Annotated in this window: 11 protein-coding genes; 6 read left to right on the forward strand and 5 right to left on the reverse strand. The window is 61.0% G+C overall.

What is annotated here, in order from left to right; all coding sequences use genetic code 11:
* Window positions 1–226 precede the first annotated feature (226 nt).
* The 4 genes from plsB to AB1J88_RS15160 all read left to right on the forward strand — a co-directional run bounded on the left by plsB (window position 227) and on the right by AB1J88_RS15160 (window position 4,669).
* Entirely contained in the window at window positions 227–2,725 is a 2,499-nt protein-coding gene (gene plsB / locus AB1J88_RS15145; protein WP_041072371.1) for a glycerol-3-phosphate 1-O-acyltransferase PlsB, read from the forward strand.
* 97 nt (window positions 2,726–2,822) lie between these two features.
* Window positions 2,823–3,509: a hypothetical protein gene (locus AB1J88_RS15150; protein WP_430291377.1), complete on the forward strand. Its 687-nt coding sequence runs from the start codon at window positions 2,823–2,825 to the stop codon at window positions 3,507–3,509.
* A 50-nt stretch (window positions 3,510–3,559) separates the two neighbouring features.
* Window positions 3,560–3,958 (forward strand): YbaY family lipoprotein, encoded by a 399-nt coding sequence (locus tag AB1J88_RS15155; protein ID WP_003222082.1) that lies wholly within the window; start codon window positions 3,560–3,562, stop codon window positions 3,956–3,958.
* Window positions 3,959–3,979: 21 nt separating this feature from the next.
* Complete coding sequence (locus AB1J88_RS15160) at window positions 3,980–4,669, forward strand: DUF4197 domain-containing protein (RefSeq protein WP_086792179.1); 690 nt, start codon at window positions 3,980–3,982, stop codon at window positions 4,667–4,669.
* Between the two features lie 1,282 nt (window positions 4,670–5,951).
* On the opposite strand, the gene AB1J88_RS15165 is transcribed toward AB1J88_RS15160, so the two are convergent.
* Together AB1J88_RS15165 and AB1J88_RS15170 are read right to left on the reverse strand one after the other, a co-directional pair.
* Window positions 5,952–9,020, reverse strand: coding sequence for an efflux RND transporter permease subunit (locus AB1J88_RS15165; RefSeq protein ID WP_430291378.1), 3,069 nt, complete (start codon window positions 9,018–9,020; stop codon window positions 5,952–5,954).
* A gap of 6 nt (window positions 9,021–9,026) precedes the next feature.
* Window positions 9,027–10,127 (reverse strand): efflux RND transporter periplasmic adaptor subunit, encoded by a 1,101-nt coding sequence (locus tag AB1J88_RS15170; RefSeq protein WP_430291379.1) that lies wholly within the window; start codon window positions 10,125–10,127, stop codon window positions 9,027–9,029.
* A 94-nt stretch (window positions 10,128–10,221) separates the two neighbouring features.
* On the opposite strand from AB1J88_RS15170, the gene AB1J88_RS15175 reads away from it, so the two are divergent.
* On the forward strand, window positions 10,222–10,857 hold the full coding sequence (locus tag AB1J88_RS15175; RefSeq protein ID WP_041063295.1) for a TetR/AcrR family transcriptional regulator: 636 nt from the start codon (window positions 10,222–10,224) through the stop codon (window positions 10,855–10,857).
* 129 nt (window positions 10,858–10,986) lie between these two features.
* Here the strand turns inward: AB1J88_RS15175 and AB1J88_RS15180 are convergent, their stop codons facing one another.
* The gene (locus AB1J88_RS15180) at window positions 10,987–11,769 is read right to left on the reverse strand and encodes a class I SAM-dependent methyltransferase (RefSeq protein ID WP_430291380.1); all 783 of its coding nucleotides are present in this window, start codon (window positions 11,767–11,769) and stop codon (window positions 10,987–10,989) included.
* 93 nt (window positions 11,770–11,862) lie between these two features.
* On the opposite strand from AB1J88_RS15180, the gene AB1J88_RS15185 reads away from it, so the two are divergent.
* On the forward strand, window positions 11,863–12,483 hold the full coding sequence (locus tag AB1J88_RS15185) for an energy transducer TonB (protein ID WP_430292693.1): 621 nt from the start codon (window positions 11,863–11,865) through the stop codon (window positions 12,481–12,483).
* Window positions 12,484–12,487: 4 nt separating this feature from the next.
* On the opposite strand, the gene AB1J88_RS15190 is transcribed toward AB1J88_RS15185, so the two are convergent.
* Together AB1J88_RS15190 and AB1J88_RS15195 are read right to left on the reverse strand one after the other, a co-directional pair.
* Window positions 12,488–13,180 carry an extensin family protein gene (locus AB1J88_RS15190; protein ID WP_430291381.1) on the reverse strand — a complete coding sequence of 231 codons (693 nt, stop codon included), beginning with the start codon at window positions 13,178–13,180 and terminating at the stop codon, window positions 12,488–12,490.
* Window positions 13,181–13,182: 2 nt separating this feature from the next.
* A complete protein-coding gene (locus AB1J88_RS15195) occupies window positions 13,183–14,019 on the reverse strand; it encodes an isocitrate lyase/PEP mutase family protein (protein ID WP_430291382.1) in 837 nt (278 codons plus the stop codon).
* Window positions 14,020–14,045 lie beyond the last annotated feature (26 nt).

Consider the following 14,045-nt stretch of genomic DNA (forward strand, 5'->3'; position numbering starts at 1 on the left):
CCTTTTTTATTATTGAACAGGCTTTTCGCAGGAAAGCCTTTGCGGAACGTCAGCCTGCGCCCGACGTCCATAAAGGGCCCCGGCGACAGATTGCCGAGTATATGACAGGCGCAAAAACTCTCAACAGGAGATTACTTCGCCGCTTTTTTGCCGATTTTCGACTAATACGGCAAACTGTCGACCGCCCGAGCAAACGCTCGGTTTTATTCACTCACGCAGAAGCCGTATGACCCGTTCCCCGTTCCGCCGTCTTGTGTTTGGCACCTTGCGCCGACTGTTGTACCTCTGGGTTCGCTCCGAGACGATCAACCAGTCGTCGCTCACCCTCAACCTCGACCGCAGTCGTCCGGTGTTCTACGTCCTGCAAAACCCATCGCTGACTGATCTGGCGGTGGTCGACACCGAGTGCACCAAGGCCGGTCTGCCGCGTCCGGTGCTGCCGGTGTCGGTGGGGCCGTTGATCGAACCGGCGGCGTTTTTCTACCTGACGCCGGACCCGGACTGGCTCGGCCGTCAGGACAAGCGCGGTGCACCGCCGACCCTGACCCGTCTGGTCAGCGCCCTGACGCAGAACGCCGCCGAAGATGCGCAGATCATTCCGGTCAGCGTGTTCTGGGGCCAGTCGCCGGACAGCGAAAATAGTCCGTGGAAGTTGCTGTTCGCCGACAGCTGGGCCGTCACCGGGCGTCTGCGCCGACTGCTGAGCATCATCGTTCTGGGACGCAAGACCCGTGTGCAGTTCTCCGCGCCGATCCACCTGCGCGAACTGATTGAACACAACAAGGGCCACGAACGCACCGTACGCATGGCCCAGCGCATCCTGCGCGTGCACTTCCGCAACCTGAAGGCGGCAGTGATCGGCCCGGACATTTCCCACCGGCGCAATCTGGTCAAGGGTCTGCTCAATCAGCCACTGGTCAAGCAGGCGATCGTCGACGAAGCCGAACGCGAGAACATTTCCCTGGAAAAAGCCAAGGCCCAGGCCCTGCGCTACGGCAACGAGATCGCCTCGGACTACACCTACACCGCGATCCGTTTCCTCGAAGTGGTGCTGAGCTGGTTCTGGAACAAGATCTACGACGGGATCAAGGTCAACCACATCGAAGGCGTGCAGAAGGTCGCCCAGGGTCACGAAGTGATCTACGTGCCGTGCCACCGTAGCCACATCGACTACCTGCTGCTCTCGTATCTGCTGTTTCGCAACGGCCTGACCCCGCCGCACATTGCCGCCGGGATCAACCTGAACATGCCGGTGATCGGCAGCCTGCTGCGCCGTGGTGGCGCGTTCTTCATGCGCCGCACGTTCAAGGGCAATCCGCTGTACACCTCGGTGTTCAACGAATACCTGCACACCCTGTTCACCAAAGGATTCCCGGTCGAGTACTTCGTCGAGGGCGGCCGTTCGCGCACCGGGCGCATGCTGCAACCGAAAACCGGCATGCTCGCGATCACGATGCGCAGCTTCCTGCGTTCGTCGCGGATGCCGATCGTCTTCGTGCCGGTGTACATCGGTTACGAGCGCGTGCTGGAAGGTCGCACCTACCTCGGCGAATTGCGTGGCGCGAGCAAGAAGAAAGAGTCGATCTTTGACATCTTCAAAGTCATCGGCGCGCTCAAGCAGCGCTTCGGCCAAGTCGCGGTGAACTTCGGCGAGCCGATCAAACTCGCGGAGTTCCTCGACAGCGAACAGCCGGACTGGCGCCAGCAGGAACTCGGCCCGCAGTACAAACCGGCCTGGCTCAACGAAACCACCAACCGCCTCGGCGAGAAAGTCGCGCAGCACCTGAACGAAGCGGCGGCAATTAACCCGGTCAATCTGGTGGCGCTGGCGCTGCTCTCGACCACCCGCCTGGCGCTGGACGATCGGGCCATGGCGCGGGTGCTGGATCTGTACCTGGCGCTGCTGCGCAAAGTCCCTTACTCGCCGCACACCACGTTGCCCGAAGGCGACGGTCGCGCGCTGATCGAGCATGTGAAGGACATGGACCTGCTGTCCGAGCAGAACGATGCGCTGGGCAAGATTCTCTATCTCGACGAGCAGAACGCCGTCCTGATGACCTACTACCGCAACAACGTGCTGCACATCTTCGCCTTGCCAGCGCTGCTGGCGAGCTTCTTCCAGAGCACTTCGCGCATGAGCCGCGAGCAGATCCTGCGCTACACCCGCGCGCTGTATCCGTACTTGCAGTCGGAGCTGTTCATCCGCTGGAGCCTGGAGGAACTGGACGCGGTAATCGATCAATGGCTGGAAGCGTTCGTCGAGCAAGGCCTGCTGCGTTTCGAAAAGGACGTGTACCTGCGCCCCGCTCCAAGTTCGCGGCACTTTGTGCTGCTGACCCTGCTGTCGAAAAGCATCGCGCAGACCCTGCAGCGCTTCTACATGACCGTCTCGCTGCTGCTCAACGCCGGGCAGAACAGCATCAGCGCCGAAGAGCTGGAAGACCTGTGCACGGTCATGGCCCAGCGCCTGTCGATCCTGCACGGCCTGAATGCCCCGGAGTTCTTCGACAAGAGCCTGTTCCGTCATTTCATCCAGACGATGCTCGACCTCGACGTCCTGCGCCGCGACGAAGCCGGCAAGTTGAGCTACCACGAACTGCTCGGCGAACTGGCGGAGGGCGCGGCCAAACGCGTGTTACCGGCGGAGATTCGTCTGTCGATTCGTCAAGTGGCCCTGCATCGCAGTGAAGATGCCGCGGAAACGGCAGTGACACCGCAAGTCTGAAACTTGCCGACAACTAACGGGGTACCACTCGGGTTCCCCCGTTAGTTGATCCGTGAATTAATAGGCTCTTTAAAACAATCACGATAAGGATATCGAGATGAGCCTGTTACAAGATCCCGCTTCGGCAGTGACTTTAAACTTCAGCTTGCCTGCAGCCTTTCAAATCCCCTTCGACGGTGAACATGAAACCATTGTCAGTATCGAGGTGGTTAATCCGAAGTTGGCGACGCCCGCCAGGGAACAGCGCTTCGCGAGACTGTTCGAAGGCGACTGGAAGTTCGAGTTTGCCCATTCCCATACCAATATCGGCGTGAAGTACCGGATTACTGTGCGGATGTTCCACAACCGCCAACCCCTGCTGCTTGATCAGGAACACTTTGTTATCGTCAACACGCTGCCTCATCGCCAGACTGTGCACTTGAGCCCGATCGGGCTGTTGTATGTTGAAGCTCAAGAGCCGGAAAGTTTCCCGACCGAAGAAGCGGTCACTATCAGCCTGCATGAAGCCGACAGCCCTGAAGTTGAACTGGTGCGCGTCAGCCATGACGAACAGACCGCGACTTCGTTCTATCTGCGATACGACCCGGCCAGCGTTACTCCCGGCAAACGTTATGCACTCAGCGGCATCGAAAATCGCTACCACCAGCGTATTCCGGTCAGTCCCGGTCGAATAGAACTGTGCCCGCCGCCACGCGAACAACGCGGGTGGTTCATGCAGACACTGGCGCAGTGGCTGGAAAAACCCTTACGTTTGTTCACTGACGCTGAAAGCAAAATCCGCTAGATTTCCATCGGCGCCGGGATTCTTCCGGCGCACCTGCCTCAGAGGTCCCGATGAAAAAACTCACCCTTCTCGCCGCAGCCACCCTGTTGAGCGCCTGCCAGTCGACCACCCCCGCCGGCAAAGTCGGCCTCGACGGTGAAGTGTTCTACCTGCAACGCATCGCCCTGCCACCGAGCGCGACGTTGAGCGTGAGCCTGCAGGACGTATCGCTGGCCGACGCCCCGGCGGTGGTCCTCGACGAGCAGAAAGGCCCGGTCAAAGGCCAGGTGCCGCTGCCGTTCCACTTGAGTTACGATCCGGCCCAGGTCAAACCCGGCCACCGCTACTCGGTCAGCGCGCGCATCGAAGTCAACGGCGAGCTGATGTTCATCACCACCGAGAACCACGCCGTGCAACTGGACGGCAACGATCCGCAGCCGCTGAAAATCCGTGTCGACGCCATTCGCTAATTGTCTTTCAAGGAAGCTGCCATGCTCCGCCCTACCCTTCGCTTCGCCGGCCTGTGCGCGGGCCTGATGATCTCTGCCAGCGCCCTGGCACTGTCGCTCAGCGACCTCTCGCAACAAGACGCCACCGGCGGCCTCAAGGACGCCCTGACCCAAGGCGCACAAATCGCCGTCAAACAACTCGGCACCCCGGGCGGCTTCAGCAACAACCCGGAAGTGAAAATCGAACTGCCGGGCAAACTCGGCAAAGTCGCCGGCAAGATGAAAGCCTTCGGCATGGGCGCCCAGGTCGACGAACTCGAAACCGCCATGAACAAGGCCGCCGAAAGCGCCGTGACCCAGGCCCAGCCGATCCTCGTCGACGCCGTGAAGAAAATGACCGTGGCCGACGCCAAAGGCATCCTCAGCGGCGGCACCGACTCGGCCACCCAATACCTGGACAAAACCAGCCGCGAACAAATCCGCGCCAAATTCCTGCCCATCGTCAAACAAGCCACCGACAAAGTCGGCGTAGCGCAAAAGTACAACGCCTTCGCCGGCCAGGCTGCGACTCTGGGCGTGGTGGATGCGAAAAGCGCCAACGTCGAAAACTACGTCACCGAACAAGCGCTCAATGGCCTGTTCGAAATGATCGGCAAACAGGAAGAAACCATCCGCAAGAATCCGGCGGCTGCAGCGACCGGTCTGGCGAAAAAGGTGTTCGGCACTTTGTAACTCTTGCCGTTGCACGCAAAAGCCCGCTGAACCGGTGAAGGTCAGCGGGCTTTTTGTTGCGTGTCAGCCTTGCGGATCGACTTGATCGAGGAGGCGTTTTACCGAGGGCGTCGTGGAGCTTGCGCGAATCGAGGAAGGCGTAAGGTGCAGGGTCGCTTGGACATTCTGGTTCGGATTCGGGGGGTGTTTGAACAGGGTGGAACGCCTGACTATTCAAGTGGAGTTACCACCATCACTTGCAGATGATGGGCGGGCTTGCAGATCCGGTCGGTGAATTGGCAGCGACAGACTCAGGCTAGGGATCGCGCTTGCGACGGGCAACCTGAAAACCTTATGGGAAGGTTCTGGTTATCTGGAACATCTTTAAAAAGACCAAAGATGTTGGGTAGCAGGGCGGACCTCTTCGCGAGCAAGCTCGCTCCCACATTTGGATTGGGTGCAGGCAGTTGGAGATTGGTCGGCTCATAGGCCGTCATCGCTGGCAAGCCAGCTCCCACAGGTGGATTGGGTGTATTCAGTGGGAGATTGGTCGGCTGTCAGGTCGTCTTCGCGAGCAGGCTCGCTCCCACATTTGGATTGGGTGCAGGCAGTTGGAGATTGGTCGGCTCATAGGCCGTCATCGCTGGCAAGCCAGCTCCCACAGGTGGATTGGGTGTATTCAGTGGGAGATTGGTCGGCTGTCAGGTCGTCTTCGCGAGCAGGCTCGCTCCCACAGTGGGAATGGGTGTTGGCAGCTGGAGACTGGTCGGCTGTCAGGCCGCCATCGCTGGCAAGCCAGCTCCCACAGGTGGATTGGGTGCGGTCTGTTGGAAATTGGTCGGCCCATAGGCCGCCTTCGCGAGCAAGCTCGCTCCCACAAAAAAGCCAAGCAGTCCAGGCAGACCGCATGCTTTTCACCACTCAACAGGATGAGCGTTAGCTCGGCTGCAGCTCTTGATCTTGCCGTGCCGGCCCCATCGGCAGGCTGAGTGGAGGGGTTTATCCGGGGGTGGGAGCGCAGCGACCGTTTGGCGCAGCCAAACACATCGAGAGGAGGTGCAGCGAAGCAAACCGGAGGCGATGCCCCCGGATGAACCCCGCAACGAAGGAACCCGAGCCTAGGCGAGGGCCGTACGCCGGGGCCAAGACCTTTGGTTACTTTGGGCTGGGCCGGCACTCCGGCGTTTGCCAAAGTGACTCGCCGTAAGGGCGAAACCGCCAGCCGCAACCCCCGAAGCAACGGATAAACACCCAAAACCCCAAGAACCTGGTCGGCCCAAAGGCCGCCAAGTCCAAAAAAGCCTCATCCCTCCCGACGCACTCGGAACCAAGCCGCATACAAAGCAGGCAAAAACAAAAGCGTCAAAGCCGTAGCCACAATCAACCCCCCCATGATCGCCACCGCCATCGGCCCGAAAAACACACTGCGCGACAACGGAATCATCGCCAGCACCGCCGCCAAAGCCGTCAAGACGATAGGCCGAAACCGCCGCACCGTCGCCTCGATAATCGCCTGCCAAGGCTTGAGACCAGAAGCAATATCCTGCTCGATCTGATCCACCAGAATCACCGAGTTGCGCATGATCATCCCCGACAGCGCGATCGTCCCCAGCATCGCCACAAACCCGAACGGCTGACGGAACACCATCAGAAACAACACCACCCCGATCAACCCCAACGGCGCCGTCAGAAACACCATCGCCGTGCGCGAGAAGCTACGCAATTGCACCATCAGCAACGTCAGCACCACCACGATAAACATCGGCACCCCGGCATTCACCGACTTCTGCCCACGCTCCGAATCCTCCACCGTCCCGCCGACATCCAACAGATACCCGTCAGGCAATTCAGCACGAATCGGATCCAGCGTCGGAGCGATCTGCTTCACCAGCGTCGCCGGCTGCTCCTTGCCATAGATGTCGGCACGCACCGTCACGGTGGGCAGACGATTACGGTGCCAGATGATCCCTTCCTCAAACCCGTATTCCAGCGTGGCAATCTGCGACAACGCCACACTGCGACCGTTATCGGTCGGTACCGCCAGACTCGGCAGCAACGACAACTCGGTACGCTCATGCACCGTGCCGCGCAACAGGATCTCGATCAGTTCGTTGTCCTCGCGATACTGACTGACACTCGAACCGGTCAGCGAGCTCTGGAGGAATTTCGCCAGATTGGCCGTGCTCACACCGAGTGCCCGGGCGCGGTCCTGATCGATGTTCAGGTACACCACTTTGCTCGGTTCTTCCCAGTCCAGGTGCACGTTGACCACATGCGGGTTCTCGCGCACCTTGGCCGCCACTTTGCGCGCCAGCGCACGGACTTCTTCGATGTGCTCACCGGTGACGCGGAACTGCACCGGGTAGCCCACCGGCGGACCGTTTTCCAGACGCGTGACCCGCGAGCGCAGGGCCGGGAATTGCTCGTTGAGGGTCTCGATCAACCAGGTGCGCAGGGTCTCGCGCTCCTCGATGTTTTTCGCCAATACCACGAACTGGGCGAAGCTCGCCGCCGGCAGTTGCTGATCCAGCGGCAGGTAGAAACGCGGCGAACCGGTGCCGACATACGCCACGTAGTTATCGATGCCGGCGTGATCCTTGAGCAGCGCTTCCAGGCGTTTGACCTCGGCCGTGGTGTTGGCCAGCGACGCCCCTTCGGCCAGCTTCAGATCGACCATCAACTCCAGTCGATTGGAGGCCGGGAAGAACTGCTGCGGGACGAAACGGAACAGCATCACCGACGCGATGAACAGCCCCACCGTCAGCACGATCACGGTTTTGCGATGCGCCACGCACCACTCCACCAGACGCCGCACCCGTTGATAGAACGGCGTGCCGTACGGATCGGCTTGCCCGTCAGCCGTGCCGTGTTTGGCCGCATGAATCTTCGCCAGATCCGGCAGCAGTTTTTCCCCCAGATACGGCACGAACATCACCGCCGCCACCCATGACGCGAGCAAGGCGATGGTCACCACCTGGAAGATCGAACGGGTGTATTCACCGGTGCCGGACTGCGCGGTGGCAATCGGCAGGAAGCCGGCGGCGGTAATCAGCGTACCGGTGAGCATCGGGAACGCGGTGCTGGTCCAGGCGTAGCTTGCGGCCTTGATCCGGTCGAAACCCTGCTCCATTTTGATCGCCATCATTTCCACGGCGATGATCGCGTCGTCCACCAGCAAGCCCAGCGCCAGCACCAGCGCGCCAAGCGAGATTTTGTGCAGGCCGATACCCAGGTAATACATGCAGGCGAAGGTCATCGCCAGCACCAGCGGAATGGTCAGCGCGACCACCATGCCGGTGCGCACGCCGAGGGAAAAGAAGCTCACCAGCAACACAATTGCCAGCGCTTCGACCAGCACCTGGACGAACTCGCCGACACCAGTCTTTACCGCCGCCGGTTGGTCGGAGACTTTGCGCAGTTGCATGCCGGCCGGGAGGTTTTTCTGCAGGCGCGAGAACTCGCCTTCCAGCGCTTTGCCCAGCACCAGAATGTCGCCGCCGTCCTTCATCGCGACAGCGAGGCCAATGGCGTCTTCGCCCATGAAGCGCATGCGTGGCGCCGGAGGGTCGTTGAAACCGCGATGCACATCGGCGACATCGGAGATACGGAACGTCCGGTCACCGACGCGGATCGGGAAGTTCTTGATCTCCTCGACCGTTTGAAAATTCCCCGAAACCCGCAGCTGCACACGTTCGCTGCCAGTTTCAAAGAACCCCGCAGTGGACACCGCGTTCTGCTCTTGCAGCGCTTGCTGTACAGCCGCCAGTGGCAAGCCAAGGGTGGCGAGTTTGACGTTGGACAGCTCGACCCAGATCTTCTCGTCCTGCAAACCGAGCAGATCGACCTTGCCGACATCTTTGACTCGTTGCAGCTGAATCTGGATACGGTCGGCGTAATCCTTGAGCACCGCGTAGTCGAAACCGTCGCCGGTCAGCGCGTAAATGTTGCCGAACGTGGTGCCGAATTCATCGTTGAAGAACGGCCCCTGAATATCCGGCGGCAAGGTCTGGCGAATGTCGCTGACCTTCTTGCGCACCTGGTACCAGAGGTCGGGGATTTCCTTGGAGTGCATCGAGTCGCGGGCAATAAACGTGACCTGCGACTCACCGGGGCGGGAGAACGACACGATGCGCTCGTACTCGCCGGTTTCCATCAGTTTCTTTTCGATGCGTTCGGTGACCTGCCGCGAGACTTCCTGCGCGGTCGCCCCCGGCCAGCGGGTCTGGATGACCATGGCCTTGAAGGTGAACGGTGGGTCTTCGCTCTGGCCGAGTTTGGTGTAGGACAAGGCCCCGACGATGGCCAGCAAAAGCATCAGGAACAGGACGATCTGGCGATTACGCAACGCCCATTCGGAAAGGTTGAAGCGCATCGGGACTTACTCCTTGTCCGCCAGATTGACTACTCGGTTGGAGCGATCCACGGGACGCACCTGCTGACCATCGAGCAACACATGGACGCCGGCTGCCACCACCCAGTCGCTGGCGTTGAGGCCTTCGAGCACCGGCACACTTTTCTCGCCGAACGGGCCGATACGCACCGGGGTCTTCTTCAGGGTGTTGTTGGCGCTGACGACCCAGACATAGGTCGCACCGTTCTCGGCAGTCAGGGCCGAAAGCGGTACTGACAGCGGCACACTGTCTGCCGATTGCACGAACACCCGGGCGCTCTGCCCGAGTTCAGCCGGGACTTTGCCGCTGGTGAACGAGATGCGCGCGGCGAAGGTACGGGATTTCGGATCGGCCGCTGGCGACAGCTCACGAATCTGCCCGGCGAAGCGCTGGTTCTGCTGGGTCCACAGTTCAACGGTGACTGGCTGGCCGACCTTGAACCGTCCGAAGCTCTGCTCCGGCAGACTGATCGACACTTCGCGCTCGCCATCGGTGGCAAGGGTAAACACGGTTTGCCCGGCGGCGACCACCTGCCCGACTTCCACCGAACGCTTGGCCACCACACCGTCCTGCGGCGCGCGCAGCACGGCGTAACTGGCCTGGTTGGTCGAGACGTTGAATTCGGCTTTGATCTGCTTGAGGCGGGCTTCGCCGGAGCGGTAGAGGTTTTCCGCGTTGTCATAGGCGGAACGGCTGACCATCTGCCGCTCCATCAAGGTTTTGTAGCGGTCACGCTCGGCGCGCACCAAGTTCAGATTGGCTTCAGCGGCGGCGACCTGGGCACGGGTGGCTTCCAGTTGCAGGCGCACATCCTGCGGATCGAGTTCGGCCAATGGTTGATCAGCCTTCACGCGCTGACCTTCCTCGACCAGTCGTCGGCTGACTTTGCCGCCAATGCGGAACGCCAGATCCGGTTCGTAACGGGCGCGCACCTCGCCCGGATAACTTTCCATCGCCTGCGCTGAAGGCTCTGGCTGCACCACCATGGCCGGTCGAATGCTGACTGGCGTCGCCTCTTCCTGACCGCATGCGGACAATAAAACAGCCAGGCTGACTGGCACGGCAAAGGACAACACATAGCGGAACATGGTGACGGACCTTTCGCTTATGGTGCTTGGAATATTTATACTGGCCGGTATGGTATTAATAGCAAACTCACCAGTCCAGTATTAAAAGCGAAGAATGTCGAACAATCTTTCAGCTCCAAACGGCCCGGGCCGTCCGAAGGATCCGGCCAAGCGCCGGGCGATCCTCGATGCGGCGAAAACCCTGTTTCTGAGTCACGGCTACGCCAACACCAGCATGGACGCGGTCGCCGCCGAGGCTGGCGTGTCCAAACTGACGGTTTACAGCCACTTCAACGACAAGGAGACGTTGTTCTCCTCCGCGGTAATGGCCAAATGCGAGGAGCAGTTACCGCCGCTGTTCTTCGAATTGCCCGCCGGCATCCCCGTGGAAAATGTGTTGCTGAACATTGCCCGGGGCTTTCATCAGCTGATCAACAGCGACGAGTCGGTGAATTTGCATCGCTTGATGATGGCGCTGGGCACGCAGGATCCGAAGCTGTCGCAGATCTTCTTCGACGCTGGCCCTGAGCGCATGGTGCAAGGCATGGAGCGGCTACTCAAACGCATCGACGAGACCGGCGTGCTGAGCATCGACCTGCCGCGCAATGCCGCCGAGCACTTTTTCTGCCTGCTCAAGGGTGCGGGGAATTTTCGTTTGCTGTATTGCTGCGGTGAGCCGCTGAGCGAAGAAGCGGCAGAGAGTCATGTGCAAGAAGTGGTGGGGTTGTTCATGCGGGCGTATCGGCCCTGATTTTTTAGCGCCTGATCTGACGTCATCGCTGGCAAGCCAGCTCCCACATTGATCGTGCTGAACACAAATTGTGCGAACGACACAAAAACTTGTGGGAGCTGGCTTGCCAGCGATTGAGGCGACTCGGTATCAAGCCTTGAGTGCTTTCTTCGGGTAGATGTCATACCGACTGGATTTGCCATCCAGCGCATGGCTCGGCTTCGGTCCCTCGATGCACGGCGCCTTGCGCGGGCGCTTGACCACCACACGATGTGTCGCCAGGGCCAGCGCCGCTTCTAGCAATGCCGGCGCATCGGGATCATCGCCGACCAGCGGCCGGAACAGGCGCATCTCTTTCTTCACCAACGCGGTTTTCTCGCGGTGCGGAAACATCGGGTCGAGGTAGATCACCTGCGGCGGCTCGCCTTGCCAATTGCACATGACCTCAATGGAGTTGCCCTTGAGCAACTTCATCCGCGCGACAATCGGCGCCACGTCGAAATCTTCCGCCGCCCGCGCCAGACCATCCTCCAGCAACGCCCCGATCAACGGCTGGCGCTCGATCAGGCTCATCTCGCAGCCCAGACTGGCCAGCACGAACGCGTCCTTGCCCAGCCCCGCCGTGGCGTCCAGCACCCGAGGGCGCACGCCTTGGGCGATGCCAACCGCCTTGGCAATCATCTGCCCGCTGCCGCCACCGTACAAACGCCGGTGCGCCGCGCCCCCCTCGACAAAGTCCACCCGCACCGGTCCCGGCGCATCCGGGCCGAGCTGCTGCAGCTGCAAACCCTGCTCGCCCACCTGCAAAGCGAACTCGCCGTCGACCACCTGCAGCGGCAGGTCCAGACGCTCGGCCCACTGCTCGGCCTGCGCTTCAAACGTCGGGCCGAGGGCCTGGACATGGATGCGGCAGGCCGCGGGTTGCTCAATCATGAAAACACGCTCAAAAAAGTTAAGGATCGGCAAAAAGTGGCCGATAAACCAATCAACGCGCATTTTGCCAGAGCTGAGCGTCAACCGAAAAAAATGTCAGGCATTCTTCCCACATCGATTGGCTACATTTCGCCCAAGGGCGACTTCAGCCGTCATAACACTCAAGCATTGGGCGGCGTCAGTCACCTGTGGCAGGATTTCTTTGCCCAGGCCCTGGCCGAACAATCGAGCGATGTGGTGCCGGCCTGTGGCACGTTTCCACCGGTTGACCTGAACAGCCCGGAAGAACCGACCCTGGGCAGCGAGCTGCACGCGCACATCGTCGAGCAGCGTCAGTGCGACGTGGTCGAGACCGAAGTGCGTCCGCCGGAGCCGCTGTTCCTGCCGATCGCCGAGTTCGAAACCGATCTGCTGGACAAGCCATTCCCACCGTTCCCGCCAGAAGAACTCAAGGCTCAGCAGGAGCAGCAGGACTTCGACAGCAGTTGGGTCCGTCCGATCGTGATCAACAATGGTCAGCCGGTGCCAGAGCCTGGCCCGGCACCGCAGAAGAAGCCGCTGTACCTGCCGATTGCCGAGTTCGATCTCGACCTGCTGCAAAAACCTTATCCGCCGTTCCCGCCGGAAGAAATCGTCGAGCAGCAAAAAGCGCTGGACTTCGATAACGGTTGGGCGCGCCCGATCGTGTTGCAGAACCTGCGCCTCGCCGCCTGATCCCTCAGCGACACACGCTCCAGCGCCCGACATCGACATGAAAGTGATTGCGATGGGCGGCGTTGTAATCCGGACTCAACACCACACTGAATGCCTCGCAGGCGCCATTGCGCACCTGGCGCAGAAACTGCGCGTCCTGATTTTGCTTCGGCCAGTCTTTGAGCACACTGACGCTGCGCCCGTCCGCCAGCCGAAAACCGCTGATGTCCAGCGCATCGGCACTGGCATGGCGGCTGAGCGCCCCGCTCTCGCGGTTGTAGACATTACGGCAGGCAAAGCTGCCAAGGTGATCGAGCCGCGCCACAGGCTGTCCGTAAAGCGCTTGCGCGACGGGTTGCAGGGTGTGCCGTTCAAACATCGCGTAAGCCACCGCCAACGGACAACTGGCGAGGAAGCTGCTGCTCAGCGCCACCTCGCCGCCCTGCACGCGCACGGCGCCGATCTGCGGGCACTTGGCGTCGGGGCTGTCGGCTTGCGCGGTGATGCGCAGACCCGAGTTGCTGAGCACTTGTGCGCATAACTCGGGATTGCCGCGCAGGCGCATCAGCTTGAAACCGGTCAGCCAGTTCGGCGCGGCCTTCACGTCCAGCGGCGCCCACGGATTCCATTCGGCCGGCACGGCGACCCAGCCGCGCCAGACGCTGACCATGGCACCAGCAATCATCAACAGTACCGACAGCGCGATCCAGCGGCCCATACTCAGTCTTTGAAGAACTGATTGGCCTGGGCGTACGGCATCGACTGCGCAGTGAAGCCGAAGGTACCGCGCTGCTGGATCTCTTCAGCCGCGCGGAAAAACTCGCCGAACGCTGCCAAAGCCAGCGCCGAACCGGTGCTGATCCTGCGCACACCCATTTCTTCCAGCGCCTGTACGGTCAGTTTCAAACCGCCGGACATCAGCACGTTGACCGGTTTCGGTGCCACCGCGCGCACCACCGCCAGCACCTCTTCGGCGCTGCGCAGACCCGGCGCATACAGCACGTCGGCGCCCGCCTCGGCAAAGGCTTGCAGGCGGCGAATGGTGTCGTTGAGATCGGGATTGCCGTGCAGGTAGTTTTCCGCGCGGGCGGTCAAGATGAAGGGAAATGGCAGCGTGCGCACCGCAGCGACGGCGGCTTCGATGCGTGCCACGGCGTGTTCGAAGCAGTAGATCGGTGCGTCGGCACGGCCCGTGGCGTCCTCGATCGAACCACCGACCGCGCCGGCCTCGGCCGCACGCAGCAAGCTTTTGGCGCACTCGGCCGGGTCATCGGCGAAACCGTTTTCCAGGTCCACCGCCACCGGCAGATCGGTCGCTGCGACAATTGCCCGGACATTGGCCAAGGTGTCATCGAGACTCAGGGCGCCATCGGCTTTGCCTTGGGAAAACGCATAACCGGCACTGGTGGTCGCCAACGCCTGATAGCCCAGACTGGCGAGCATTTTCGCCGAGCCGGCATCCCACGGATTGGGGATGACGAAAATCCCCGCACCTTCATGCAGAGCCTTGAAGGCCTGGGCTTTGCGGGCTTGTTCTTGAAGGGCGTGGGCGTCCATCGGCAGGCTCCTGGGCAGGGAAAAAT

It is taken from the genome of Pseudomonas sp. S8, assembly GCF_050473925.1.
Classification (GTDB): domain Bacteria; phylum Pseudomonadota; class Gammaproteobacteria; order Pseudomonadales; family Pseudomonadaceae; genus Aquipseudomonas; species Aquipseudomonas parakoreensis.

Coding starts and splice junctions, on each gene's coding strand:
- plsB (WP_041072371.1), top strand. CDS start 227: ATGACCCGTTCCCCGTTCCGCCGTCTTGTGTTTGGCACCTTGCGCCGA.
- AB1J88_RS15150 (WP_430291377.1), top strand. CDS start 2,823: ATGAGCCTGTTACAAGATCCCGCTTCGGCAGTGACTTTAAACTTCAGC.
- AB1J88_RS15155 (WP_003222082.1), top strand. CDS start 3,560: ATGAAAAAACTCACCCTTCTCGCCGCAGCCACCCTGTTGAGCGCCTGC.
- AB1J88_RS15160 (WP_086792179.1), top strand. CDS start 3,980: ATGCTCCGCCCTACCCTTCGCTTCGCCGGCCTGTGCGCGGGCCTGATG.
- AB1J88_RS15165 (WP_430291378.1), bottom strand. CDS start 9,020: ATGCGCTTCAACCTTTCCGAATGGGCGTTGCGTAATCGCCAGATCGTC.
- AB1J88_RS15170 (WP_430291379.1), bottom strand. CDS start 10,127: ATGTTCCGCTATGTGTTGTCCTTTGCCGTGCCAGTCAGCCTGGCTGTT.
- AB1J88_RS15175 (WP_041063295.1), top strand. CDS start 10,222: ATGTCGAACAATCTTTCAGCTCCAAACGGCCCGGGCCGTCCGAAGGAT.
- AB1J88_RS15180 (WP_430291380.1), bottom strand. CDS start 11,769: ATGATTGAGCAACCCGCGGCCTGCCGCATCCATGTCCAGGCCCTCGGC.
- AB1J88_RS15185 (WP_430292693.1), top strand. CDS start 11,863: ATGTCAGGCATTCTTCCCACATCGATTGGCTACATTTCGCCCAAGGGC.
- AB1J88_RS15190 (WP_430291381.1), bottom strand. CDS start 13,180: ATGGGCCGCTGGATCGCGCTGTCGGTACTGTTGATGATTGCTGGTGCC.
- AB1J88_RS15195 (WP_430291382.1), bottom strand. CDS start 14,019: ATGGACGCCCACGCCCTTCAAGAACAAGCCCGCAAAGCCCAGGCCTTC.